This is a genomic window from Caballeronia sp. LjRoot31, from assembly GCF_964253885.1.
Classification (GTDB): Bacteria; Pseudomonadota; Gammaproteobacteria; order Burkholderiales; family Burkholderiaceae; genus Caballeronia.
In genome coordinates this window covers 514,975-537,706 of sequence record NZ_CAXURX020000002.1, presented here as the reverse complement: position 1 = coordinate 537,706, position 22,732 = coordinate 514,975, and the positions used below count along the sequence as shown (strand labels likewise).

24 protein-coding genes are annotated in these 22,732 nt (G+C 60.3%); 16 read left to right on the top strand and 8 right to left on the bottom strand.

What is annotated here, in order from left to right; all coding sequences use genetic code 11:
* Window positions 1-207: 207 nt before the first annotated feature.
* Window positions 208-918, bottom strand: coding sequence for a TetR/AcrR family transcriptional regulator (locus tag ACSQ8V_RS20835; RefSeq protein WP_436206992.1), 711 nt, complete (start codon window positions 916-918; stop codon window positions 208-210).
* 73 nt (window positions 919-991) lie between these two features.
* Here ACSQ8V_RS20835 and ACSQ8V_RS20830 point away from each other — a divergent pair, with 73 nt between their 5' ends.
* Both ACSQ8V_RS20830 and ACSQ8V_RS20825 read left to right on the top strand, forming a co-directional pair.
* Window positions 992-2,494, top strand: coding sequence for an MDR family MFS transporter (locus ACSQ8V_RS20830; RefSeq protein WP_436206991.1), 1,503 nt, complete (start codon window positions 992-994; stop codon window positions 2,492-2,494).
* A 79-nt stretch (window positions 2,495-2,573) separates the two neighbouring features.
* A complete protein-coding gene (locus ACSQ8V_RS20825) occupies window positions 2,574-2,783 on the top strand; it encodes a hypothetical protein (RefSeq protein ID WP_436206990.1) in 210 nt (69 codons plus the stop codon).
* A 61-nt stretch (window positions 2,784-2,844) separates the two neighbouring features.
* Here the strand turns inward: ACSQ8V_RS20825 and ACSQ8V_RS20820 are convergent, their stop codons facing one another.
* Complete coding sequence (locus ACSQ8V_RS20820) at window positions 2,845-3,465, bottom strand: LysE family translocator (protein ID WP_436206989.1); 621 nt, start codon at window positions 3,463-3,465, stop codon at window positions 2,845-2,847.
* A 403-nt stretch (window positions 3,466-3,868) separates the two neighbouring features.
* Here ACSQ8V_RS20820 and ACSQ8V_RS20815 point away from each other — a divergent pair, with 403 nt between their 5' ends.
* From ACSQ8V_RS20815 to ACSQ8V_RS20765, 11 genes are all read left to right on the top strand, one after another.
* Entirely contained in the window at window positions 3,869-4,873 is a 1,005-nt protein-coding gene (locus ACSQ8V_RS20815; RefSeq protein ID WP_436206988.1) for a CobW family GTP-binding protein, read from the top strand.
* Window positions 4,874-4,897: 24 nt separating this feature from the next.
* Complete coding sequence (locus ACSQ8V_RS20810) at window positions 4,898-5,401, top strand: DUF1097 domain-containing protein (protein ID WP_213764429.1); 504 nt, start codon at window positions 4,898-4,900, stop codon at window positions 5,399-5,401.
* Window positions 5,402-5,443: 42 nt separating this feature from the next.
* Complete coding sequence (gene nthB, locus ACSQ8V_RS20805) at window positions 5,444-6,187, top strand: nitrile hydratase subunit beta (RefSeq protein WP_436206987.1); 744 nt, start codon at window positions 5,444-5,446, stop codon at window positions 6,185-6,187.
* A gap of 21 nt (window positions 6,188-6,208) precedes the next feature.
* Window positions 6,209-6,868, top strand: coding sequence for a nitrile hydratase subunit alpha (gene nthA / locus ACSQ8V_RS20800; protein WP_436206986.1), 660 nt, complete (start codon window positions 6,209-6,211; stop codon window positions 6,866-6,868).
* 2 nt (window positions 6,869-6,870) lie between these two features.
* Window positions 6,871-7,215, top strand: coding sequence for a nitrile hydratase accessory protein (locus ACSQ8V_RS20795; protein WP_436206985.1), 345 nt, complete (start codon window positions 6,871-6,873; stop codon window positions 7,213-7,215).
* 59 nt (window positions 7,216-7,274) lie between these two features.
* Window positions 7,275-7,484: a CbtB domain-containing protein gene (locus tag ACSQ8V_RS20790; RefSeq protein WP_213764425.1), complete on the top strand. Its 210-nt coding sequence runs from the start codon at window positions 7,275-7,277 to the stop codon at window positions 7,482-7,484.
* A 13-nt stretch (window positions 7,485-7,497) separates the two neighbouring features.
* On the top strand, window positions 7,498-8,247 hold the full coding sequence (locus ACSQ8V_RS20785) for a CbtA family protein (protein ID WP_436206984.1): 750 nt from the start codon (window positions 7,498-7,500) through the stop codon (window positions 8,245-8,247).
* A gap of 226 nt (window positions 8,248-8,473) precedes the next feature.
* Window positions 8,474-9,493 (top strand): GlxA family transcriptional regulator, encoded by a 1,020-nt coding sequence (locus ACSQ8V_RS20780; protein ID WP_213764423.1) that lies wholly within the window; start codon window positions 8,474-8,476, stop codon window positions 9,491-9,493.
* 119 nt (window positions 9,494-9,612) lie between these two features.
* The gene (locus ACSQ8V_RS20775; RefSeq protein ID WP_436206983.1) at window positions 9,613-10,542 is read left to right on the top strand and encodes a LysR family transcriptional regulator; all 930 of its coding nucleotides are present in this window, start codon (window positions 9,613-9,615) and stop codon (window positions 10,540-10,542) included.
* A gap of 372 nt (window positions 10,543-10,914) precedes the next feature.
* On the top strand, window positions 10,915-11,706 hold the full coding sequence (locus ACSQ8V_RS20770) for an ABC transporter substrate-binding protein (protein ID WP_213764421.1): 792 nt from the start codon (window positions 10,915-10,917) through the stop codon (window positions 11,704-11,706).
* Between the two features lie 310 nt (window positions 11,707-12,016).
* A complete protein-coding gene (locus ACSQ8V_RS20765; protein ID WP_436206982.1) occupies window positions 12,017-13,132 on the top strand; it encodes a succinylglutamate desuccinylase in 1,116 nt (371 codons plus the stop codon).
* 158 nt (window positions 13,133-13,290) lie between these two features.
* On the opposite strand, the gene flhC is transcribed toward ACSQ8V_RS20765, so the two are convergent.
* From flhC to ACSQ8V_RS20750, 3 genes are all read right to left on the bottom strand, one after another.
* Window positions 13,291-13,950, bottom strand: a complete 660-nt coding sequence (gene flhC / locus ACSQ8V_RS20760; protein WP_213764419.1) for a flagellar transcriptional regulator FlhC — start codon at window positions 13,948-13,950, stop codon at window positions 13,291-13,293.
* A 15-nt stretch (window positions 13,951-13,965) separates the two neighbouring features.
* A complete protein-coding gene (gene flhD / locus ACSQ8V_RS20755) occupies window positions 13,966-14,283 on the bottom strand; it encodes a flagellar transcriptional regulator FlhD (RefSeq protein ID WP_047845882.1) in 318 nt (105 codons plus the stop codon).
* Window positions 14,284-14,957: 674 nt separating this feature from the next.
* A complete protein-coding gene (locus ACSQ8V_RS20750; protein ID WP_436207974.1) occupies window positions 14,958-16,004 on the bottom strand; it encodes a purine-nucleoside phosphorylase in 1,047 nt (348 codons plus the stop codon).
* Window positions 16,005-16,353: 349 nt separating this feature from the next.
* Here ACSQ8V_RS20750 and ACSQ8V_RS20745 point away from each other — a divergent pair, with 349 nt between their 5' ends.
* Window positions 16,354-16,734 carry a hypothetical protein gene (locus tag ACSQ8V_RS20745; RefSeq protein ID WP_213764418.1) on the top strand — a complete coding sequence of 127 codons (381 nt, stop codon included), beginning with the start codon at window positions 16,354-16,356 and terminating at the stop codon, window positions 16,732-16,734.
* On the opposite strand, the gene ACSQ8V_RS20740 is transcribed toward ACSQ8V_RS20745, so the two are convergent.
* The gene (locus ACSQ8V_RS20740; protein ID WP_436206981.1) at window positions 16,659-19,256 is read right to left on the bottom strand and encodes a mechanosensitive ion channel family protein; all 2,598 of its coding nucleotides are present in this window, start codon (window positions 19,254-19,256) and stop codon (window positions 16,659-16,661) included. The genes ACSQ8V_RS20745 and ACSQ8V_RS20740 overlap by 76 nt on opposite strands.
* 137 nt (window positions 19,257-19,393) lie before the next feature.
* On the opposite strand from ACSQ8V_RS20740, the gene ACSQ8V_RS20735 reads away from it, so the two are divergent.
* Complete coding sequence (locus ACSQ8V_RS20735) at window positions 19,394-19,699, top strand: hypothetical protein (RefSeq protein ID WP_436183458.1); 306 nt, start codon at window positions 19,394-19,396, stop codon at window positions 19,697-19,699.
* A 75-nt stretch (window positions 19,700-19,774) separates the two neighbouring features.
* Here the strand turns inward: ACSQ8V_RS20735 and ACSQ8V_RS20730 are convergent, their stop codons facing one another.
* Both ACSQ8V_RS20730 and selD read right to left on the bottom strand, forming a co-directional pair.
* Window positions 19,775-20,695 (bottom strand): cation diffusion facilitator family transporter, encoded by a 921-nt coding sequence (locus ACSQ8V_RS20730; RefSeq protein WP_436206980.1) that lies wholly within the window; start codon window positions 20,693-20,695, stop codon window positions 19,775-19,777.
* 74 nt (window positions 20,696-20,769) lie between these two features.
* Complete coding sequence (gene selD / locus ACSQ8V_RS20725) at window positions 20,770-21,834, bottom strand: selenide, water dikinase SelD (RefSeq protein WP_213764414.1); 1,065 nt, start codon at window positions 21,832-21,834, stop codon at window positions 20,770-20,772.
* Between the two features lie 234 nt (window positions 21,835-22,068).
* Here selD and ACSQ8V_RS20720 point away from each other — a divergent pair, with 234 nt between their 5' ends.
* A complete protein-coding gene (locus ACSQ8V_RS20720; protein ID WP_436206979.1) occupies window positions 22,069-22,506 on the top strand; it encodes a BspC domain-containing protein in 438 nt (145 codons plus the stop codon).
* The last annotated feature ends 226 nt before the right edge of the window (window positions 22,507-22,732 follow it).

Here is a 22,732-nt window from a genome sequence, read left to right as displayed (position 1 = left end):
TTGTCGCTTTGGACAAAGAAATGACGTGCCGCCACGCACAGTGGCTAATAGTGATAAAGAGAATATCCGACTCTCGCAGACCGCTAAGGCCGAAAGCAGCAACCCGGCATAGACTCCGACCGCTAACGCCAGAACCGACCAACCCGGCATAGACTCCGACCACTCCACCCCAAACCCCGTCCACCGGCGCGAGCGAAAATCAACCGCTCAAAACGGCCCAACCAACGGCCCAACCCCGTGCATCAGCAACGCCACTGCGTGCCGCGCAATCTGATCCCGCCTGGGCGCACGGCCCCCACTCTCCTCAGCCCACGTATAAGTCACCGCCAACGGCAACAACGTCAATCCGAACAACGACACAAACAAGAGCGATGGCTCCAGGTGCGGGTTGAGCTTGCCCTCCTTCTGCCATTGCGCGATGCGTGCAATCGATGCCTTCTTATTCGCATCGCCGAAACGCTCGGCAATACGCTGGCGCAGCAACCCCCCTTCACTGATGACCTCTCGAACCCACAACGTCGCAAACCACGGATGCCGCTCCGCCACCGCGACGAGACCCTCCGCAAACGCGCGCAACGCATCCGCCGGTTCCGCGTCCGAGTCCGCAAACGCGCGGCCAAGCTCGGCGCGCAACGGCACGAATCGCTCATCGATCAACACGTCCAGCAGTTGATCGCGCGTCTTGAAATAGTAATGGACCATGGCCGGCGTCACGCCCGCCTCGCGCGCAATCGCGCCAAGCGTGGTCTCCATGATTCCCTGGCGCGCAAATAAAACCAGCGCGACGTCCAACAACAACGCCCGCGGCTCGCCGTGCTGCGCGCCGGTCGGCCGCCCGGGCCGGCGCCCAGCCTTCCGCGGCTCGGCGGGGACGGAAGGAACAGAATGGTCGGAAGGAGCAGTTACATTTTTAGTCATAGTCGCAATTGACCCCGGGGACGGCGTCGCCTAATATTAACTCCAACATTAATTTATCTCATCGGGCGGCTGAATGGAATCCCTGCAACCCTCTGTCGCACTTCCCACCATTGAAGAGCGACCTCCAATCCGGCTGCTTTTCACGGCGCTGCTGCTCGTGATGCTGCTCGGCGCGCTCGACCAGACCATCGTTTCGACGGCGCTGCCCACCATCGTGGGCGAGCTCGGCGGGCTCGAAAGCCTGTCGTGGGTCGTGACGTCATACCTGCTGACGTCGACTATCGTGGTGCCGCTGTACGGTAAATTCGGCGATCTGTTCGGCCGCAAAGTCGTCATTCAGGCGTCAATCCTCATTTTTCTCGCCGGCTCGATCCTGTGCGGCGTCGCGCAGGACATGACCCAGTTGATCGTGTTACGCGCGTTGCAAGGGCTCGGCGGCGGCGGCTTGATGGTCGTGACCATGGCCGCCATCGCCGACGTCATTCCACCCGCCGAACGCGGCCGCTACCAGGGCTTGTTCGGCGGTGTATTCGGACTCGCGACGGTCGTCGGACCGCTGCTGGGCGGGTTTATCGTCGAGCATCTTTCGTGGCGCTGGATCTTCTATATCAACGTGCCGCTGGGCGTGCTGGCGCTGATCGTGATCGGACTCGTGTTCAAACCGCATGTGGCGCATGTAAAACATAAAATCGATTACATGGGCGCCGCTTTTTTAGCCGCTTCGCTCACTTGTATCATCCTTTTTACCAGCCAGGGCGGCACACTGCTGCCGTGGAGTTCGCCGCAGCTTTGGTTCACGCTCGCGCTCGGACTCATTACGCTGGGCGGTTTTATCTACGAAGAACGGCTCGCGGATGAACCGATTATGCCGCTCGAGCTTTTCAGGGAGCGCACGTTCGTGCTGAGCGGGCTGATCGGTTTCATCATCGGATTTTCGCTGTTCGGCGCGATCACGTTCCTGCCGCTGTACCTGCAAGTGGCGAAGGGTTCAACACCATCGCAAGCCGGCCTGCAAATCTTGCCGATGATGGCCGGCATACTGTCCACCTCCATCATCAGCGGACGCTTGATCAGCAGAATCGGCAAATATCGCTGGTTCCCGATCTGCGGTACCGCGCTCGTGGCCTGCGGCATGTTCCTGCTGTCCACGCTGCAACTGGATACCCCGCTTCACACCATGTACCTGTTCATGCTGCTGCTGGGACTTGGACTCGGCATGGTCATGCAGGTGCTGGTGCTCGCCGTGCAAAATGCGGTGCCGTTCAAGAACGTGGGCGTGGCGACATCCGGCGCGACACTATTCAGGTCGATTGGCGGTTCGGTGGGGGTAGCCACGTTCGGTGCAATCTTTACGAACAGTCTGCATTCGCGTCTGGCAGATGCCATGCCGCCGGGTGCGGAGTTACCGCGATCGATGGGACCCACGATGGTCCAGCATCTTCCCGCCGCTTTGCGCGATACCTATCTCAACGCGTTCTCGGGATCGATGCATCTCGTGTTTCTTGTGGCAGGTTCGGTCGTCCTGCTTGCGTTCGCGTTGTCCTGGTTGATGCAGGACCAGCCGCTTCGCAAGTAAGGGCAAGGCCGGGGGAATGAAGTGCGGCAGCGGCGCTTTGGTTTAAGCTGACGCACTTTAACTTTGGAACGTCCACGCAATGAAGCTTACGCACATAGTGATCGCCTCGACCCTCAGCGCTTTTGCGTTTATCTCGACCGCCGCATTGGCGGAGACTTATCACTTCGGCGAGGGACAGTCGTCGGTGTCGGGATCCGGCGGTGCTTCGCGGCACGCGCCGCCGCCGAAACATAAGAAGCACAAGAAGACGCGACATACTGCCGACAAGGGTGCGTATTCGCATCCGTAAGCGAAGAGCCTCCGTAGCGCCCGTCCCGTCCGTCGCCGCCGTCTTCTTCGTCAAGCGCGTTTCATCGAGTCAGTAGCTGGCGAACGCCCAGCGCCACGATCAACCCGCCGCAGACCCGGTCGATCCATGCCCGATACCCACGGTAGCCTGACGCAATCCCCGCGTGTGAGAGCACGAGTGCGACGAAGTCGTACCACGTCGTTGCAACCAGAGCGACCATCGCAAGCATGGCCGCGAAGGTGACCGGCGACATATGCGCGGGCGTGGCGGAAGCAAAGATGGCGGCGAAAAACGCTACCGACTTCGGGTTCGTGATATTGGTCGCGAAGCCTTGCACGAATGCCTTGCGCAATCCGCCAGACACGCTCGCCGCAGCCATGCCCGACTCGCCGGCTCGCGCCTTGAAGATCAGCCGGCAGCCGAACCACATGAGATACGCCGCGCCGCCAATCTTGACGACCAGCGCCATCCACGGAAATGCAGCGAACACAATTCCGACGCCGAGAATGGCGCACGTCGCCCAGAACAGGCTGACCAGGACGATGCCCGCGACGACCGCCAGGGCCTCGGAACGCGTCGACGAAGCCGCCTTGTGCGCAACCGCGACAAAGTTCGGTCCGGGAATAACCACGCCCGCAATATAGACAGACAAAACAGCCAGGACTGCGGATGAATCGACCACGCCGTCACTCCTTCATAGGTCGACGCGCGGGAAGGCGGCGTCGCTTCACGCATTATCGCTGACGTCTGTTCTTGCGATTGTTCACCCCTACGCGCTGAATGGTCGCCTAGTGCGCAGCGGCTTGAATCATCGCTCGTCGCTCTTCTCTCAAACCCAGCTCCACTAATCAAAGCACATCGCGCACCCAATGTGAGCACGCCTGCCCGTGTCTGCACCATTTCCTGTCTTGAGCCTAAAGCCGGTCATATCTGAATTTTGTCCGTTATCGACCGCTTATACCAATACGGCCATAAGAGCGGGGCAATCGAGACAGAGCGCGTTTCACTCAAGCCGTCTGGCAAAACCGGGCCTGGTACTCGCTCTTTACAAGGCCAAATCCCTCACGCCTTTGTCGAGATCAGCCATGCACCAACCTCAATCCAGTCCGCGACGCAAGATTCCCGTCACCGTGATTTCAGGCTTTCTAGGCGCCGGCAAGACCACGCTGGTCAATCACCTGATGCAGCACAGCACGGCCGGGCGCATCGGCGTTGTCGTGAACGAGTTCGGCGAGGTCGGTATCGACGGCCAGTTGATCGTCGCCGAAGCAGAGGCATTGATCGAAATCAACAACGGTTGTGTGTGCTGCACGGTGCGCGCCGACCTGGTGGCGAGCGTCAAGGAATTGCTGACGCGCACGCAAGGCAGCACGCACGCAAGGCTTGATCGCCTGATCGTCGAGACATCCGGACTCGCCGATCCTGCGCCGGTGTTGCAGACCTTCCTTGCGGACCCGGATTTGCGCGCAGCGGTCGAACTCGAAGCCGTGGTGACCGTTGTCGATGCACATCATTTCGCTCAACAACTCCAGGACGAGATCGTGCGCGAGCAGGTAGCGTTCGCTGATATCGTCGTCATCAACAAGGTCGATCTCATCGACGCTCACGCGCTGGATCAGCTCGAAACGCAGGTGCGTGCACTGAACCGGACCGCGGCCATCACCACTGCGAGCCATTCGCGAGTCCCAGCCGATTCGCTGCTTGGCGTACGGCGTTTTTCCTTGCCCGCGCTACTTGAAATCGAGCCCGATCTGCTTGATGAAAATGCCCACGACCACGAACATGATTCATCGATTCAATCGTGTGCGCTGGTCGAAAGCGGCGCCCTCGATCCGAATCGCTTCAATCGCTGGATCAACCAGCTGGTGCAGCAGTCCGGCCCGCAACTCATGCGGATGAAGGGCGTGCTGCATTTCCAGTCCGAGCCGCGGCAGTTCCATTTTCATAGCGTCCACATGCTGCTCGAAGCACGTCCCGGACGCGCGTGGCGCACCGATGAAACACGTGACAGCAAGTTCGTATTCATCGGCCGCGACCTCGACATGCCGCGCCTGCGCGAAGCTTTCCTCGATTGCCTGCATCAGCCCTGAATCCCCACCCTCAAGGAGCCTGCAATGAAAAAGTCTGAAGCCTTTACCCTCAGCATCGGTGTGTTGGCCGTAGTCGATACCTACATCACCGCCACGGTATTTCCCGTCCCCGTCTGGGTGACATTTATCGCATGGGCATCGTTCTTCGTGGTCGGTGGCGGCTCGGCCGGATTCGTGCAAAGCGTTGCCTCGAACCTCACGGGTCTGGTGATTGCGTCGCTGTCGTTGCTTGCCATTGCAAGTTCGGCGCAGACGCCCGCCATCGCGGCAATTTGCGTGGGCGTTGGCAGTGCGGCAATGGTGCAGGCGTCGAAGGTCAAGTTGCTGAACGTGCTGCCGGCGGTCGTGTGGGGTTTTGCGTCGACCGTGGGTACGACGGTGGCCACCGGCCGAGCCATCACCACGGCCGGCATTCATAACCCCGCACTCGTTGCAGCGGCGGCGCTGATCACGGGCGCGTTGTTTGGGATCGTGTCCGAAGTCCTCGGCGACGCCCTGACCCGCAAACCCGAGCCGCAGCTCAACTGAACTTCAACTGAACTTCAACTCACTTTCGTCCGGGAACATCGAATGAAACTACAGCACAACTTGGGTGGACTGGAAAATCTCGGTCCGGTAAATGTGGACACGCAAGTGTTCGTCGAGCCGTGGGAGAAACGCATCTTCGGCATCCATACGGTGATGATGGCCGAGAGCACACATCTGGCCGATGCGTTGCCGCGTTATCCCATGGCCGACCTGCCCACTACATTCAGGAATACATGGACCTGGGCGTCGTTGCGCACGGGTGCCGAAGGCATGCAGCCGTTCGAGTATTTCAAGTACCGCTATTACGAAAAATGGTTGATGGGCATCTCGCAGTTCTTTATCGACGAGGGATATCTGTCGGCTGATGAGCTCGACGAAAAGACCCGCCATTACCGCGCTGATCCGCAAGCGGCGCTTCCAGCCATGCCTAATCCCGCGGTTGCCGCGCAGATCAACGCGTACCTGGTCAACGGCGATTCCGGCTTTCACGCATTCGAACAGGCGCCGCGTTTTTCGAAGGGCGCGCCAGTGTGCGTGGCGGACCCCGATGCTGTCGAGCACACGCGCTTGCCCGGATATCTTCGTAACAAACGCGGCACGGTGGACCTTGTTTATCCCGGTGCATTTTCATATTTCGTTTCGACGGGACCTGATGGCATCGGTCAGGCCATGCCCGTGTATCGCGTGGCGTTCAATGCCGCCGACATCTGGGGCGAGGAGAAGAGCGAGCCCAATACGACCGTCTACGCCGATCTCTTCGACACCTATCTGCTTGCACCCAACTGATCCATGCCAGGAACCACGACCATGAGCGACCTATTTAAATACGACGATGAGCGCGAAGCGGCCAGCGCCGCAAAAGTACGCGCTCTGGAAGCGCTGTTGATCGAGAAAGGCGTGCTGGGCAGCGACTCGGTGGATACCGTGCTCGGCCATTTCGAAACTGTGGCGGGCCCGTTCAACGGCGCGCGCATTGTCGCGCATGCGTGGGTCGATCCCGCGTTCAAGCAGCTTTTGATCGAAGACACGCCCAGAGCCATCGCGACAATGGACTTGCCGCAGGGCATGGACGGCGCGGAAGGCGAACACATGGCTGCAGTCGCGAACGGCGACGGTGTGCATAACCTGATCATCTGTACGCTGTGCTCGTGTTATCCATGGCCGGTACTCGGTCTGCCGCCGTATTGGTACAAAGACCCCGTATTTCGCGCGCGCGGCGTGCGTGAACCGCGTGCGGTGCTGCGCGAATTCGGCGTGCCTGTAACGGCTGACACCGAGGTCAAGGTGTGGGACAGCAGTGCGCAGATTCGCTGGTTCGTCGTACCGGAACGTCCAGCGGGAACGGACGGCATGAGCGAAGAGGCACTGGCCGCACTCATCACGCCAGAGGCGATGATGGGCGTTGCGCTGGTGCCCCCGCCATCATCGATGTCACCGACATCACCCACATCACTCGCCGCGGGCTGATCATGTTCACGCGCTTCGAGGAATACGCTGCATCAAGCATGCTGGGTCAACCCGATTCACCGCCGCGCAGCCAAGGCAAATTTCTCTTCGACAAACCTTGGGAACGCGATGTCTTCGGCCTCGCGCTGTCGTTGTCGAAGGCCGGATATTTCGAGTGGGAAGCCTTCCGGCAGAACCTGATCGAATCGATTGCCGAATGGGAGGACGGCTATTGCGCGGGCCAACCGCGCTGGGACTATTACGAACGTTTCTTTCTCGCGCTCAAGAAGACCCTGGTCGAAGCCGGCGTGCTGTCGGCGGCGGAAATAGCCGCTATCGACGCTGCAGCCGTCACCGCTCACGCTTGAACCGGGTCATATTTTTCTCAATGTCCACCTGTCCGGGCTAACGCCCTTTGGAGATCCTTATGATCGACGCTGTTCTGGATTCAACCGTCATGCCGTTACCGCTTCCCGTTCGCGAGCTTATGCCGTGGATGATTTTCGGTGGCTTGCTGATGCTGCTCGCGATCTATTTCGTGGGTGCGGAAGAAGGCGCGACATCGCTGATTCCCGGCATGTACGTGCATGAATTTGTACACGATGGCCGGCACCTGCTCGGCTTCCCTTGCCATTGATCCGGAGACTCCCATGGTCGGCAAATTATTGGTGCGCGGCATGCTCGCGGGCATTGCAGCCGGACTGCTCACGTTCAGTTTTGCGAAAATAGTCGGCGAGCCTCAAGTCGATCAGGCGATTTCGTTCGAGGAAAAAGCAGATGCTGCAAAAGGCGAAGCGCCCGAACCGGAACTCGTCAGCCGTCACACGCAGGCAGGGCTCGGGTTGCTCACGGGCGTAATGGCTTACAGCGCGGCTATCGGCGGCCTGTTCGCACTGACCTTCTCGGCAATGGTTGGCCGGGCCGGCAAGCTCAGCGCCAATGCTTTGTCGGCGTGGCTGGCCATTGCGGGATTCATTGCCTTAGTGATCGTGCCGAACCTCAAGTACCCCGCCAATCCACCTTCGGTTGGAGACCCGGCGACCATAGGCTATCGCACAAGCCTGTACTTTCTGATGATCGTGATCTCGCTAGCCACCATGGTGTTTTCGCTAAGGATTCGCCGGGCGGCAATTGCCTACGTCGGATCATGGAATGCGTCCATTGCCGGCGCAGCGGTGTTTGTCGTGATCATTGCCGCGGTGCAGATTGGCATGCCGGCGATCAACGAGGTCCCAGCCGCTTTTCCTGCCGTGCTGCTCTGGAAATTCCGGGTTGCTGCCATCGGCATGCAAGTGATCATGTGGACCACGTTGGGTTTGCTGTTCGGCAACCTGGCACAGCGTAGCCTGCATGCCCGTTCCCGAACGGCGAATGGGCGTTCACTTCACCAAGCTGTCTAAGCACTTTGTTAAAACAGCGCGGCACGGCGCAATCCAAGTGCGCCGGGTCCGTGCTGATCAATTGGCGTCACGTCCCGCTGGTCATCGAAATTTTGCCAACTTAGAATAATTGTTCCTGGCGTCGCCCGGGGTCAGCCTGATTTCCGGCGTGGTTTCATCGCGTGAGCGGGTGCCGCAGCGGCGCCAAGCTCCGCCTGCCCGGACCCCGAATTCATCGGACCCGCATATGCGCAAGATCACCGTCGCCATGGTGTTGTTTCCCGGCTTCCAGTTGCTCGATATCGCCGGGCCGAAAGATGCGTTCGCCGAGGTCCGTATCCTGAGCCAGGGGCAGTGTGAGTACGAAATGCTGACCGTTGGCACGACGCGCGGATCCGTGCTCTCGTCCAGTGGTTTGACGGTCGTGCCGGACAGGACGATCTTCGACCCCTGCCCTGAATTCGATACAGTGATCATCCCGGGCGGTCTCGGCATTTTTGAGGTCCTGGAAGACTCCACGCTCAGCGAATGGCTGCTGAAGCAACGTCGCATCAGCCGTCGTATTGCCGCCATTTGCAACGGAGTATTCGCCTTCGGTTCGGCCGGCATGATTGATCACAAGACCGTGACGACCCACTGGATGGATGCGGCAAGACTCGCCGCCATGTTTCCGAAAGCGAAAGTCGAACCGGATCAGATCTATGTGAAAGACGGCGGTCTTTATACGACCGCCGGCGTGACGGCGGGCATCGACCTCGCGCTTGTCATGATCGAGGAAGATTTCGGCAGGAAGATGGCGCTGGACGTAGCGAAGTACCTGATTGTGTATGTGCGGCGCGCGGGTGGGCAATCGCAATTCAGTCCGCTCCTGGAAACGCAGGCTGCCGCCGATTCACAGATCCAGCCGGTTCAGCAGTACCTGCTCGATAATCTCCATCGGCCGCACACCGTGGCGTCTCTTGCGCAGCGGCTGAACATGAGCGCGCGCAACCTGTCCCGTGTCTTTAGCAAGGAGTGCGGCGTCAGCCTGATGACCTTTCTCAATGACGCACGCATCGATGCCGCCCGGCGATATCTGGAAAGCACCGACCATCCGGTTTCAAGCATCGCGCGCCGATGTGGATTCGAAAGCGCCGACACGCTCAGGCGAACCTTTAGCAAGCGCCTTCATATCAGCCCAATGGAATACCGGCAGCGTTTCCGTTCGAGCGATATGTCGAGTCCAGGAACCTTGCTTAGGCAGACCAAGGTTCCCGAAAAGGTTTGACTGTCGGCAGGCATGTGACTCGTCGACTACGCTGCGTGTCCGATCGCCCACTCCGCCATCATTGCACTCATTTCACGATAGCATGAGCTCCAGCCGATTAATGACAGGAGAGCATGTCCATGAGCTTCGACGAACGGATGCTGAACGGCATGGGCGTGTTGAGTGCGATCGTCGACAGCGGCAGTTTTGCCGCCGCCAGCGAAGCGCTCGATATGTCGCAATCCGGGGTGAGCCGCTCGGTGGCGCGACTCGAAGCCCGGCTGGGTATCCGGCTATTCGACCGTACTACCCGCTCAGTCAAGCTCACCGACGAAGGGCGGCGTTTCTACGAGCAGATCGTGCCGCTGCTAAGCGGACTTGAAGAAGCGGCGGCGTCCGCGTCGCAAGGGGCAACTGCGGTGCGCGGGCGCTTGCGCGTGAATATCGATCCGTTCTTTTCGCGTCTGTTTCTTGGACCGCGGCTCGGTGCGTTCGTCGAAAAATACCCCGAACTGCAACTCGACCTGATCACGCGCGATCAGCTTGGCGACATGGTCGCGGACGGTTTCGACCTCGCCGTTCGCTTCGGTCAGCCGCGTGAATCCACGCTGATCGCGCGCAAGCTGCTGGATACACGCGTCATTACCGTGGCATCGCCGGGGTACATCAAGAAACATGGCCGCCCGCTCGTCCCGGCCGATCTCGAACGCGAGCCGCATACGTGCATCCATTTCCGTGATCCCGAAACCGGGCGCCCCTTCCAGTGGGAATTTCATCGCGGCAAGAAGAAGATCCTTATTGCCGCCCGGGGACGCCTGAGCGCGAACGACGTCGGGACAATGCACGGCGTTTGTCTCGCAGGACACGGGGTCGCGCAAGTCCTCGCGCTTGGCGCCGAGCAATTGCTGGCCAGCGGCCGGTTGGTGGACCTGTTTCCCGATTGGCCCGACGAGACCTTTCCTCTCTATGCTGCCTATCCGTCGCGCCATCATCTGCCGGCCAAAGTGAGGGCGTTTTTCGACTTCATCGTTTCATTGACGGGCACGCCGATAGAAGACCTGACCTCGTAACAGCCTGGCCTGCGAGGTGTCGCTCAAGCAAAGGGCTTGCAACGCCTTGCCCACCGCACTCGCACTAGATGCGCTACGCACGTTTCATGACGAGACTCATCATCTGATTCACCAATCGGACTTACAATCGCGTTGCACGAAAATTGATTCAATTGCCTGCACAGGCTCAAATGCCTGACCGCACAAGGGTTGCAAGATTAGCTATCGGGATTTTCACCAACTCCCTTATTTTTTTGGCTTGGTAACCTGCTGCGGTTCTATTGCGGACACAATCCGCGGAATGCTCGCTGTCCGGTGCCGAGGGGCCTCACGCCGGACGAACCCGGGTACTGACCTATCCGGGATGTACTGACCACCTATGGAGTAAAAACAGTGAAAAAACTGCTCGCGGCTTTGACGATTTCCTTGCTCGCCGTCACATCGATCACTTCCGTCACCGCCAATGCGAAGGATTACTCGACCATCCGTTTCGGCGTCGACGCCTCTTACGCCCCGTTCGAATCGAAAGGTCCGGATGGCAAGCTGGTCGGCTTCGATATCGACCTCGGCAATGAAATCTGCGCACGCCTGCATGCGAAGTGCGTATGGGTGGAAAACGATTTCGACGGCATGATCCCGGCCTTGAAGGCGAAGAAGTTCGACGGCGTGCTGTCGTCAATGTCCATGACGCCGCAACGCGCCGAACAGATTGCGTTCTCGAGCAAGCTGTTCAACACGCCGACCCGCCTGATCGCCAAGAAGGGCAGCGGCATCCTGCCGACAGCCGATGGCTTGAAGGGCAAGACGGTCGGTGTGGAACAAGGCACGATCCAGGAAACCTACGCCAAGACCTACTGGGCGCCGAAGGGTGTAACGGTTACGCCGTACCAGAACCAGGACGGCGTCTACGCCGACTTGCAAGCTGGACGCCTCGATGCAGCGCTGCAAGACGCCGTGCAAGCTGAAGTTGGCTTCCTGAAGACGCCGCGCGGTACGGGTTACGAGTTCGTGGGCAAGGATCTGGTCGATCCGACCATCCTTGGCAACGGCGCGGGTATCGGCCTGCGCAAGGAAGACACCGACCTGAAGGCACAGATCGACAAGGCAATTGCCTCGATCATCAAGGACGGCACGTACAAGAAGCTTGAGAAGAAGTACTTCGACTTCGACGTGTACGGCAGCTAAGCAGTCCCTGAACCTGTGTCCGGAACGCGTTCCGGACACAGGTTGAGCGCTTGAGAAAACGGGCTCCGCGACAAACGCGGAGCCCGTTTTGTTTTCGGCGTCTTTTTCTCCTGGCGCGGCAATGCTGTCGTTTTCAGCTAAGATCGTGCGTCTGGGGCAGGCGGCGCCGCAACTACTCGCAGGTAATAACCGGCGCCACGGGCGCGCAGCAAAACCCGGTGGCCGTCGCGAACGTTCCGCCCCGCTCTCCTGAACACGCCGACACTTTTCCCAAGCGCGACGCGTATCCGAGCGCCGTGCACCGACAATCATGCAAACCAAAACGCACACCCTGATTTCGCCGTCTATCGGCACCACCCGCAATATCCTGAGCTTTCACTACGGCCCGGGCGGCGGCGAAAAGATCTATATCCAGTCCTCGCTGCATGCCGACGAACTTCCCGGCATGCTGGTCGCCTGGCGTCTGCGGCGCCTTCTGGCCGAGTTCGAAGCGGCAGGCAAGCTGCACGGCGAAGTGGTGATCGTGCCGGTATCGAACCCGATCGGCTTGAACCAGAACATGCATGGCACGTTGCTCGGGCGTTTCGAGCTGAACAGCGGCCACAACTTCAACCGCAATTTCCACGACCTGGCCGCGCTGATCGCACCGCGTATAGAAGGCCGGCTGTCTGGGGACAGCAATGCCAACAAGCTTGCTGTGCGCCGCGCGATGCGTGATGCATTGGACGAGCAAAAACCGCAAACCGAGCTTGAGTCGCAACGCCTTGCGTTGCAAAAGCTCTCTTACGATGCCGATGTCGTGCTCGACCTGCATTGTGACCTCGACGCGGCGCTGCACCTCTACACCAACCCGGATATCTGGGACGAAGTCGAGCCGCTTGCACGATATCTGGATTCGAAGGCGTCGCTGCTGGCGTTGAATTCGGTGGGCAACCCGTTCGACGAGATTCACAGTTTCTGCTGGTCGGATCTGCGAGCCAGGTTTGGCGATCGTTTCCCGGTGCCCAATGGCGGTATTTCGGTGACGGTGGAACTGCGCAGCCAGCACGACGTGTCGTATGAATTCGCCGATGCTGACGCGCAGGGCATCATCAATTACCTGATGCATCGTGGCGTGATCGATGCGGCTGCGCCCGCCATGCCGGCGCTTTCCTATCCGGCTACGCCGCTTGCCGGCGCCGAACCTATTGTTGCGCCTGTGAGCGGCGTGCTGGTGTTTCGCGCGAAGGTCGGGGCATTGGTCAAGGCCGGCGATGCAATTGCCGATGTGGTCGATCCGCTGACCGATACCGTTACGCCGTTGAATTGCACAACCACCGGCATGTTGTATGCGCGGCAGATTGCACGGTTTGCTACCGCGGGGATGGAGGTGGCTCGCGTCGCCAGTGCGACTGCATACAGGACAGGGTCGTTATTGTCGGCATAGGGGTTGGAGCGCACCGCGTCCCCTGGAAAAGCAAAAGGGCTACCAACCTCGGTAGCCCAAAAAAATCCAACACCCCTTTAAAACCTTAAAAAACAGCAGCGGGTCCTGCGGCCACCCCATCGAATGATGGTCCTCGGGGCCACCGGTCCGCTTGCCGCCTAAGCAGCCTGTGCAATCAGGCTTTCTGTGCGCGGCTGTAACATCGCCACGTGTTCGAGCACCGTCGGTTCCGGCACTTCGTTAGTCGATACCCTACTCAACTCCACCAGCGCGGTCTCAAGGCTCGCCTGACGGGCGGCCGCCGCTTTCTTGGTCTTCCCCGCGCGTGACGGCGGCTGGCAGGCCCCGCACACCACGTTTTCTTGCAAATCATGTTTGTGCGCAATGAACTTTCCAGTGCAGCGGCAGCATTTCGTGAGCTGCAGCATGCCCGCATCGAAAAAGCGCACAAGGGTCCAGGCCCGCGTTAAATCAAGTACCGCCTCGACATCGCTATTCCTGCAATGTTCGAGATACAACCGATACCCCTTCGTCAGGGCATCGAGGTGCGAGCAACCTGCTTCTTTCTTCAGGAACGCATACGTGTTGTAGAAGAGCGAAGCGTGGATGTTCGCGAGCCACGTCATATACCAGTCAGCCGAGAAAGGCAGCATGCCCTTCGGTGGCGATACGCCCTTCACCTCGCGATACAACCGGATCATCCGGTCACGCGACAGTGTCAGTTCACTTTCGAGCACCTGCATCCGCGCCCCGAGTTCGATCAATGCGATCGCGCGGAAAACTTCCAGTGCATCTTCGGTGAGGCTCTTCTTAAGCATGGCGCGCTCTCGTGCTTAGAGGAACTGTTCTGCTGGCTGGCCGGCCAGCAAGATGGCGGCGTGCGTCGGCGCGATATCCGCATGCTTCGCGGGCGACGTGAGTGCAGCCAGCATGGTGTGATCGTTGAAACGGAAAAAACACAGCAACTGGTCTGAAGCCGCCAGTTTGACAACCTGCGCGAGCGTCAGCCCGGACAGAAGGTCGGCGAGTTCCTTAGACAAACCCAGTCGAAACATCCCGATGGCACGGTCCTCTCGCAGCATGCGCTGCGCGAGCATGATGTACGACAAGTTGATTTCTCGAATCGAGTCCAGCGTTTCGCGACCGTTCATGATTTTCCTGCGTTCGATATAAACCCCGAGCACCCTGCCGGCATTCTTGCCGGCTATCTTTTTTGCCTAGCCAAACGTTTGTTCTGTCGGGCTACGTTTAAACTTTGTTTCACTGAGTTACATCTTGTAACAACACTGTGAAACGGATTGTAAGTACCACGCTGCGGGAAATCAAGAACATCTCAATAATAAATTTCCATAAAACAACAAAGAGAAACGGTAATTTTTTCCCGGGGTTGTAACAGGAAAATGTGACCGGTTCATGGCAACTATTTTGAAGCGAAATGGGCCGGATCAATTGACAGAGGGTTTTCTTGACGGTTGATTTCGTGGGGAAAAAACAGATGCGCGGAATAGTCGGTTGATATGCCCGACGAATTAACCGGATTGCGAGGAATGGCGGAGTTGTAACAGCCGGTCAGTGAACCTCCGGAATTGCGGCGCAGGAAAACCCTTGGATAAAAACTGTCACCCTGCTTACATTTTTGATGCGGAAATTTGACTAACGGAACGTCCGAATGACCGCCGGAAGGAATATGTTGCACCGAGTTGTAACAGCGTCCGCGGAAACTATGAAGGCAGGGGTATCGATAGAAAATTCTTCTTCCGTGCCGCCGCTCGTCTCGTAGCGCGCTGATGCGGAGGACGGGCGGTGGGCTGCGGGTCTCGTGCCGCTAGTGTTGCGGTACGCCGTCGCGCCATTCGGTCCAGTGCGTTGCAATCTCCTGCACCAGCGGATTCCCCGCCCGATACAAGTTGTCGATAGCCGGCGCGAAACCGCCCTGGGCGGCGTAATTGAGGAGATTATCGGAGGCGGATTGCCCGTCATGGGGCCGATCAAAATCCGAACCGGAACGCAAGGCCGCCACCCGGTTCAAATCCACGCGATGCACACTCGCCGCACGCGACAGTGCCTCGTAAGTCGCGTTGTCCTCCTGCTGCGTCGTGCAATACACGCCCTGGCCGTCAGTCACGAGCTTCGTCCAGTCGCGCGCCCGCTCGCCGATGACCTTCCCCGACCACCACGTATCACTCGCCAGCGTGTCGCACTGGATCACCTTGGGCGGCTGGTTCGCGGGCGCATAGCTGAACCTGGCGCGCGCGGCCTGCGCTTCGGGGTTGTCGGACATCACCACGTTCTTCGACAACGCATAAGCTGCGTCGGCGAGATCCGGATTCAGCCGGAACACCTCGGTCTTGTAATCAAGCGGGGGGTTGTCGGCCGGGCTTTTCGTATTGATGCCGAGATAACCGCTCGGCCAGCTATCGGGCTTTTCGCGCGCATCGAGCTCCCATTGGATCCCGAAGTCGACGAGATACTTTGCCCACGCGGCAGAGCCGAGCGTGCCTCGCATCGGGTCGATGCCCGCGATCCCCGCGATCATGAAATAGGTGCGGCGCAGATCGAATCTGTCGGAGAACGTGAGCGCCATCAGCGAAGCAGCCGCGTTCGCATGCCCCATGCCGGTGGTCATCACGCAGACCTCCTGGCGGTTGCAGTTCACAACGGGATAATCCGGAGACAGGCCAGCCACGCGAATGGCCTTCCAGGGTCCGAGCTTGTCGAGCCAGACCTGGGCCTCAGGGCCGAACATGGAAATGATCATGACCTTGACGGGCTGGCCGCGGCCATTGCCGTTGGCGCTACGTTGGGAGCTATCCGGGACCTGCGCAAACGTTGGCTCACACGCGCTGAACAAGAGCATAGCCATCGCGGCCATCAAGCTCAACGCGGGAATTCGTGAGGGAATGTGAGTAGATATCTGCGTGACGATGCGGGTAGAACGAAGGAGCAGGCCGAGCGTGGAACGGACGATCGATTTCATCTGGGCGGCACCGTAAGTGGAAGGAGGACGCGAGGTGAAACACACGGGCAAGATGCCGGACGGGACAACACGCCCGTCTCGTCCGTGCCACCGCCGGACGACCGTGCGTGCGTGTGTTGAGCGCATTATAGAAGGACGAAGGACGCCGTTGTAAGCAGCATAAAATGTTCCGGTAACGGCCATCAAGCACTCGTCTTGCTGTTTCGCTTGCTCGTTGTTGAGTCCACTTCCCTGCAAGGCGCCCATGTCCGACACCGCCGCTTCACGAATGATCGATGCATTTCACGCCAGCCATGTCGAGGACCGCCAGCACGTCGAGATGTGGCTCGAGGCTACCGGCGACTGCGCCGTCGCGCTAGAGGCCCTGTGGTCCGAAGGAGAACACCATCGGGGACATGCACGCGTGGCCATGGACCGGCTGGTCGCGCTGGCGGACAGGCACGGGGTCATGCTTTCACTCGTGCCACGGCCACTCACGCAGAAAGGAGAAGGCCCCGCCGCGCCTTCCATCGATCACGCCGCACCCGACAGCGCCGCGCTCGAAGCATTTTATGGCCGGTTGGGCTTCGAACGCTCGGGCGGCAAGTTCGAAGGCTCGCCGGTGATGGTGCGCTCGCCGCGTTGATCGCCATTGGCGTTCGCATTCACGTTCACAGCCGTATTGGTTGTATTGGTTGAGCAATCGCCACGCTGATCTCCCTTGAAGGCTGCAGCCAGTTCACCCGCATCGCCGCCCTTCACGATCACGAAATTGCGCTGCGGATTCGCTATCTCAATGCCCCGTTCCGTGAAGCGGTCCACAATGCGCCGGTTGAATTCACGCTGCACGCCCCAGCGTGCGCTGTCGCGGCATTGGATCTGACCGGCGAGCGTGACGCTCGACCCATCTACCGCATCTACACCCCACAGGCTGAAGTCGGAGAGAATGCCGTCCTTGAACGCATCATCTTCACGCAGCGACGCCCCGATCTCGTTAAGCGTATCCGCCGCCAGGTTCACGTCCTGCCCAAGGGCGATGCTCACGCGTACCGCGGCATTGCCAATGCCGCGATTCGTGTTGTTCACCGTCGATACCGAACTGAACGGCACCGTGAACAGCGAGCCGTCACTGCCTCGCAAACGCACCGTGCGGATCGACAGGTACTCGACTGTCCCCGAGACCCCCGCGAGCGTGACCGAGTCGCCGACCTGCATCGCGTTCTCCATCAATAGGAAGATGCCGGTGATCAGATCCTGCACGAGCTTTTGCGAACCGAAACCAAGCGCCACGCCGAAGATGCTCGCGCTCGCGAGCAGCGGCGCGGTGTTGACACCGATCTCGCTTAATCCCGTCATCACGACGACCATCGCGATCACGATAAAGAGCGCGCTGCGCATCATTGGCAGCAGCGTTCGAAGACGCGCGGCCCGCAAGCTGTCGCCACTCGTGGTCCACGTTTCCAGACGTTGCTCGACCATCACGTTCGCGCCTTCCCACACGATGACGGCGAACGCAGCGGCGACCCCGATGGTAATCAGCGCGGATGCAAGCCGATGGCCCACCCCGCCCGACGAGAACAGCGTCAGGACGTGAAGCCCCCAGACCTGCAGCAGCGTCAGCAAGGTAACCACGACGATCGCCGTCCGCACGACACGCCGCAGCAGCGGGTAATAGCGGTAAGCGTGCCGATGCACGATCGACTTGTTCGACAGGTCCTCCTCGCCGCCGGCCGTATGGAAAATACGGCCGAGCGCACCGAACGCAACAATTGCGACCACGCGCGCCGCGACCAGCACGAGCACCGAGATGCCGAACAGATGAAACAATGTGCGATACCCGTTGCGTACATCGAGCGCCCAGACGAACCACAGCGCCAGCACGAAAAATACCGCGAGCCCGGCCCAGGCATCAGCAATCCAATTGCCCAGCAGTACGAATGATCGACGTCCCTTGACGCTCTCGCGAATCCAGACCGCAACCGGCACGCGGCATTTGAGAATCACGATAGCGATCAGCACGTGCACGACCAGCGCGACCACCTTCAGGATCGAGTCGTGAGCGGTGTCGGTCATGCCCAGCGGCGCCGCTGCCTCAGCGAACGCCGAGCCCGCTCCCGCCACCCACACAAGCCGCACCAGCCAGCGTTGTGCGAAGCGGGCGGCATCGTCGCTGATCTGGATCAGGCGCAGGCCCGGCGCGCGAGGCGCGATGAAGAACCCGCACGCGATCACAATGCCGCGGCACACCAGGTACGCGTCGATCAGCGCGCCGACGGAACGGCCTTGCGGCGTGCTGTCGTCGATGAAAACAGACATCAGCACAGTCGTGGCGATCACGAATACGAGCAGCGGCAGCAACGTGAGCAAGCTATGAAGAATGGCGCTTGGCAGCCGTTGCAACAAAGTCCAGTGCCGCGCTGCATGACGCACGCCGCGGGCTGTATCAGTCTTGTGCTCGGCGACTTCGATAGCCGCCTCGTTGCCCGAACGCTCGGCCACGGCTTCGGCGTGCACTGCGGCCTGCTCTTCCTTCGCCAGTTCCGGCTGGGCTGCATCGACATCCACGATCCCGCGGGCAGCGATTCGCTCGCGCGGCCGGCGCAGCCATCGCGAGCTCAGGTATTCCAGCAAGAGTGCAGGCAGCAACGAGATCGAGATCGACCAGATCACCTGGCCGATCAGATCGCGGCCGCTGGCAGTGGCAGCGCGCTCGTGCCACCACTGCATGACCGAGCCGTAGTCGAGCAGCGCGGTGACGGAACGGCGCAGGCCGCTGCTGAGTTCCACGAGCCAGTAACCCGCCTCATGCGAGATCTGCGATGCCAGCCCGTTGCTCGTCAGCGACTTGGCCAGCACGCTCGCCGCGCCCGATGCACCGCTCGCAGCCGAAGCGGCCGCCGCCGGGGCCGAGCTGCCTGAGGCGGCCTGCACAGGCGTAGAGAGCGCTCCGGCAGCCGCGACGGCCCGCAGCGTGTCCTCGACCTGGCTGCGGCGTGCAGGGTCGTTGAGGACCGCCAGCGCGGCACGCGCCTGTTCGGGCGTCAGGGTGACGCTCGATGAGCCAAGGGCTGGGCTGGCCGCGCCGGCGGCTGCATTCGCGGCAGATGCAAGCGTGCCGCTCAGAACGCTCAGGACAAAAAGAAAGACGACGAGAACAATTTTGCGCATAGGCGAGGATGACGAACTCGGTTAGGGAAACCGCCACGGATGCGCCCGGCCTGCGGCGCGATTGAACCTGCGGTGTTCACTCTCAAGCTGGAATGGTTCGTGCAACAAACATCAGATCAAAACTACGGGATATGGGCATGCACGTCCAAATTACGCGATCCTTGCGAGTTGCCCTGTCCGGCGCCGCCATGTTGCTGTCGGCGACCGGACTGCTGTTAGCACTTCTTGCGCCCGGGAGGGTATGCGCCGCTGAACACGCCAACCTTGAGCGCGCCGCGAAGCCCATCCCGCCCTCGGCTGCGAAGGTTACCAAGCACGTAGACAGCGTCGCGCCGCCGGACGAAGGCACCACGCAACTTCCCGCCAGCGGCGACACCCAGCTTCCCGCGACACCCGATACCCCGCGACCGCACTATGATCGGCCACCCGCTCATTTGCCGTGATGCAAGGATTCTGTGCGACGTCGTGCAGTTTAGTGGAACCATGGTTGGACGGCTTATCGCGACGCTCACCGGCGCTCAAGCACGCGCCTCGGCCACGCGGGGAATATCCGGCTCGAAGAAGACCCAGCGTGCCTGGGGAAACGCGCGCTGCAGGTCCGCTTCAATCACATTGATGGCATCGACCATTGCGCGGCCGCTGTCGTAGTCCACCATCTCCGCTTGCACGGCCACCACGATCTGCTTGCCCCACTGCAGCGTAATCAGGTTGATCACGCGGACAATTTCCGGGCGCGCGCGCAAGTGCGCATCGATAGCCCGGCGCACTTCCGGACTCGCCGATTCCCCGACGATCATCGACTTCACTTCACGGGCGACCAGGTACGCGATCACCATGAGCAGCAGGCCGACGCCGATCGACCCCGCTGCGTCGTAGACGGGATTGCCGGTGATCATGGTCATGAGCACGGCGCAAAACGCAATGGCAAGACCCGCCAGGGCTGCGACATCTTCGCCTGTGACCACGATCAGTTCGGACTCGCGCGTCTCGCGAAACCATCGCCAGAGAGACTTTTTCCCCGACGTCTTGCGGATCTCGCGCAACGCGCCGGCCAAGGAAAACGATTCGAGCACGACCGATATCCCCAGCACGACAAGCGCCACAATGGGGTTACTCACCACTTCATGCCGGGCAATCCGATGCACACCTTCGTACACGGAAAACGCGCCGCCGACGAAAAACAGCAGCAGCGCGACGAGCATGGAATAGAAGTAGATCTCGCGGCCCGAGCCGAGCGGATGCAACACGTCGGCGGGGGCTTGTGAACGCTTGAGTCCCACCAGCAACAATAGTTGATTGCCGCAATCGGCGGTGGAGTGGATGGCTTCGGCAAACATGGAGCCGGAACCGGTGAACGCAGCCGCCCCGAACTTGCATACGGCGATGCCAAAGTTGGCGGCGAGCGCGTAGAAAATGGCTTTCGGCGATTCTTCTTTCATCGTGCTCCTGGCGGAAGTCGGAAGCGGGTCAGGGACGCTCTACGGACATCAACAATGAACCAACCACAAATGCGCTAAACGACTTCCACGCGGCTTTCGCCATCGATCATTTCTCCGATCACCGCCGCCTGATCGAAGCCGTCCGCACGGAAGATGGCGAGCACTTCGTCAACCGCCTCCGGCGCGCATGACACCAGCAAGCCGCCTGAAGTCTGCGGGTCGGTGAGCAGGCTTCGTGCCACATCGTGCAATGACGACGCCAGCGTGACGTGCTGCCCGTAGGCGGTCCAGTTGCGGCCCGATGCCCCCGTGACCACGCCCGCTTTCGCGAATGCCTCCACGCCGGGCAGCCATGGCAAGTCGGCGTATCGCAGGCGTGCCGTCAGCCCGGCGCCACGGCTGAGTTCCAGCGTGTGGCCCAGCAGGCCGAAGCCGGTTACGTCGGTGAGCGCGTGTACGGCGTCGAGTGCGGCCAGATCCGCGCCCGGGCGGTTCAGCTTGGTCGTGGCGGCGATCATCGCGGCGTAGCCGGCGGCATCGAGTTGATCCTTTTTCAGCGCCGCCGACAACACGCCCACGCCGAGCGGCTTGCCGAGGATCAGCACGTCGCCGGGGCGAGCCGACGCGTTACGTTTCACGCGCTTCGGATGCACGATGCCGATTGCCGCCAGGCCATAAATAGGCTCCACGGAATCAATGGAATGACCACCCGCGACGGGGATGCCCGCTTCGGCGCAGATCGACTCGCCGCCCTTCAGCACGGCCGCGATCACCTCGTGCGGCAGCACGTTGATCGGCATGCCGACGAGCGCGAGCGCGAGGATCGGTTTGCCGCCCATGGCGTAGACATCGGAGAGCGCGTTGGCTGCCGCGATACGGCCGAAGTCGAACGGGTCATCGACGATCGGCATGAAGAAGTCGGTGGTTGCAACAATCGCCTGCTCGTCGTTCAAACGATAAACCGCCGCGTCGTCGGCGGTGTCGTTACCGACCAGCAAGTCGGGAAAGAACGGCAATGGCACGCTGCGTTTCAACAGGTCGGCAAGGACGCCCGGCGCGATCTTGCAGCCACAGCCGCCGCCGTGGGACAGGCTGGTCAATCGGGGTGACGGGGTTGCATTCAGCTTGATGTCAGTCATTCGCGGTTATCCGGCAAAGTTGCGTGTGACCGATATTATGGTGGTTGTCGCGTCCGGAAGTGGCAATCGCGATCAACCCGCCATTCTGGTGACCACGGCGCGTAGTCCGCGTCAATATTGAAACGCATCGTGCGACGGCTCACGCGGTACACTTCGAGCCACGGTCCGATGCCGTCTTTCAACGTTACCCGTCAACCGCCCCGTGCCCGTACCTTTCCCTTTACCTTTCCCCGCATGAAATCTTTACCTCTTGTTTTCGGCTTGATCCTCTGCGCGTCGCTGTGTCAATTCGGTCCATTCAATCAACTCAGTCACGCTCAGGAATCGCCTGCCTCCCCGCAGGAAGACTACGCTTACCTGACCCGCATGCACGTCCCTGAACCGGTGATCCGCTGCGTGGCGGCGTTCGATCGATGGGTGGCGTTGACGCCCAGGTACGACACGTTCATGGTCCCCGACCGGCGTGTACTGGGTGCGAAGATCGATAACGACACCCCTATCTTCAGCGCGGACAATCCCATTCCCGTAGACGAAGTAATCGCCATGCGCGCGTTCGCCAAAATTCGCGGAAAGTCGCAATGGACGCGCGTTGACAGCAGCTGCGGCGTGCGCGACGGGCGTGTGGTCGGTGTTTCGCTCACCCCAAATGTAAGGCCCAGGATCGTTCGGTAACAGCGCCAGGGGATCAGGCCTTCGCTGCCTCTCCCGAATATTTCCGGCCACACTTTTCCTTACAAACGCAAACGGCTTGTCATTTAGCTAATCGCTACATTGATTTCACGGATTTCATTTGGAGAAACCCATGAAACGATTAGCGATTCTAGTCACGCTCGCAGTACTCCTCGGCAGCACCCTGGGTGGTTGTATCGTCGTGCCGGATGGCGGATACCACCATCAC

Excerpts from the sequence above, each read along its gene's own strand:
- nthB (WP_436206987.1), top strand. The coding sequence starts at position 5,444 with ATGAAACTACAGCACAACTTGGGTGGACTGGAAAATCTCGGTCCGGTA.
- flhD (WP_047845882.1), bottom strand. The coding sequence starts at position 14,283 with ATGAACGGTCGCGAAACGCTGGACTCGATTCGAGAAATCAACTTGTCG.
- ACSQ8V_RS20750 (WP_436207974.1), bottom strand. The coding sequence starts at position 16,004 with ATGGCCGCGATGGCTATGCTCTTGTTCAGCGCGTGTGAGCCAACGTTT.
- ACSQ8V_RS20740 (WP_436206981.1), bottom strand. The coding sequence starts at position 19,256 with ATGCGCAAAATTGTTCTCGTCGTCTTTCTTTTTGTCCTGAGCGTTCTG.
- selD (WP_213764414.1), bottom strand. The coding sequence starts at position 21,834 with ATGACTGACATCAAGCTGAATGCAACCCCGTCACCCCGATTGACCAGC.
- ACSQ8V_RS20780 (WP_213764423.1), top strand. The coding sequence starts at position 8,474 with ATGCGCAAGATCACCGTCGCCATGGTGTTGTTTCCCGGCTTCCAGTTG.
- ACSQ8V_RS20790 (WP_213764425.1), top strand. The coding sequence starts at position 7,275 with ATGATCGACGCTGTTCTGGATTCAACCGTCATGCCGTTACCGCTTCCC.
- ACSQ8V_RS20815 (WP_436206988.1), top strand. The coding sequence starts at position 3,869 with ATGCACCAACCTCAATCCAGTCCGCGACGCAAGATTCCCGTCACCGTG.
- ACSQ8V_RS20825 (WP_436206990.1), top strand. The coding sequence starts at position 2,574 with ATGAAGCTTACGCACATAGTGATCGCCTCGACCCTCAGCGCTTTTGCG.
- ACSQ8V_RS20730 (WP_436206980.1), bottom strand. The coding sequence starts at position 20,695 with ATGAAAGAAGAATCGCCGAAAGCCATTTTCTACGCGCTCGCCGCCAAC.
- flhC (WP_213764419.1), bottom strand. The coding sequence starts at position 13,950 with ATGCTTAAGAAGAGCCTCACCGAAGATGCACTGGAAGTTTTCCGCGCG.
- ACSQ8V_RS20775 (WP_436206983.1), top strand. The coding sequence starts at position 9,613 with ATGAGCTTCGACGAACGGATGCTGAACGGCATGGGCGTGTTGAGTGCG.
- ACSQ8V_RS20785 (WP_436206984.1), top strand. The coding sequence starts at position 7,498 with ATGGTCGGCAAATTATTGGTGCGCGGCATGCTCGCGGGCATTGCAGCC.
- ACSQ8V_RS20835 (WP_436206992.1), bottom strand. The coding sequence starts at position 918 with ATGACTAAAAATGTAACTGCTCCTTCCGACCATTCTGTTCCTTCCGTC.
- ACSQ8V_RS20735 (WP_436183458.1), top strand. The coding sequence starts at position 19,394 with ATGCACGTCCAAATTACGCGATCCTTGCGAGTTGCCCTGTCCGGCGCC.
- ACSQ8V_RS20830 (WP_436206991.1), top strand. The coding sequence starts at position 992 with ATGGAATCCCTGCAACCCTCTGTCGCACTTCCCACCATTGAAGAGCGA.
- ACSQ8V_RS20765 (WP_436206982.1), top strand. The coding sequence starts at position 12,017 with ATGCAAACCAAAACGCACACCCTGATTTCGCCGTCTATCGGCACCACC.
- ACSQ8V_RS20745 (WP_213764418.1), top strand. The coding sequence starts at position 16,354 with ATGTCCGACACCGCCGCTTCACGAATGATCGATGCATTTCACGCCAGC.
- ACSQ8V_RS20810 (WP_213764429.1), top strand. The coding sequence starts at position 4,898 with ATGAAAAAGTCTGAAGCCTTTACCCTCAGCATCGGTGTGTTGGCCGTA.
- ACSQ8V_RS20795 (WP_436206985.1), top strand. The coding sequence starts at position 6,871 with ATGTTCACGCGCTTCGAGGAATACGCTGCATCAAGCATGCTGGGTCAA.
- nthA (WP_436206986.1), top strand. The coding sequence starts at position 6,209 with ATGAGCGACCTATTTAAATACGACGATGAGCGCGAAGCGGCCAGCGCC.
- ACSQ8V_RS20720 (WP_436206979.1), top strand. The coding sequence starts at position 22,069 with ATGAAATCTTTACCTCTTGTTTTCGGCTTGATCCTCTGCGCGTCGCTG.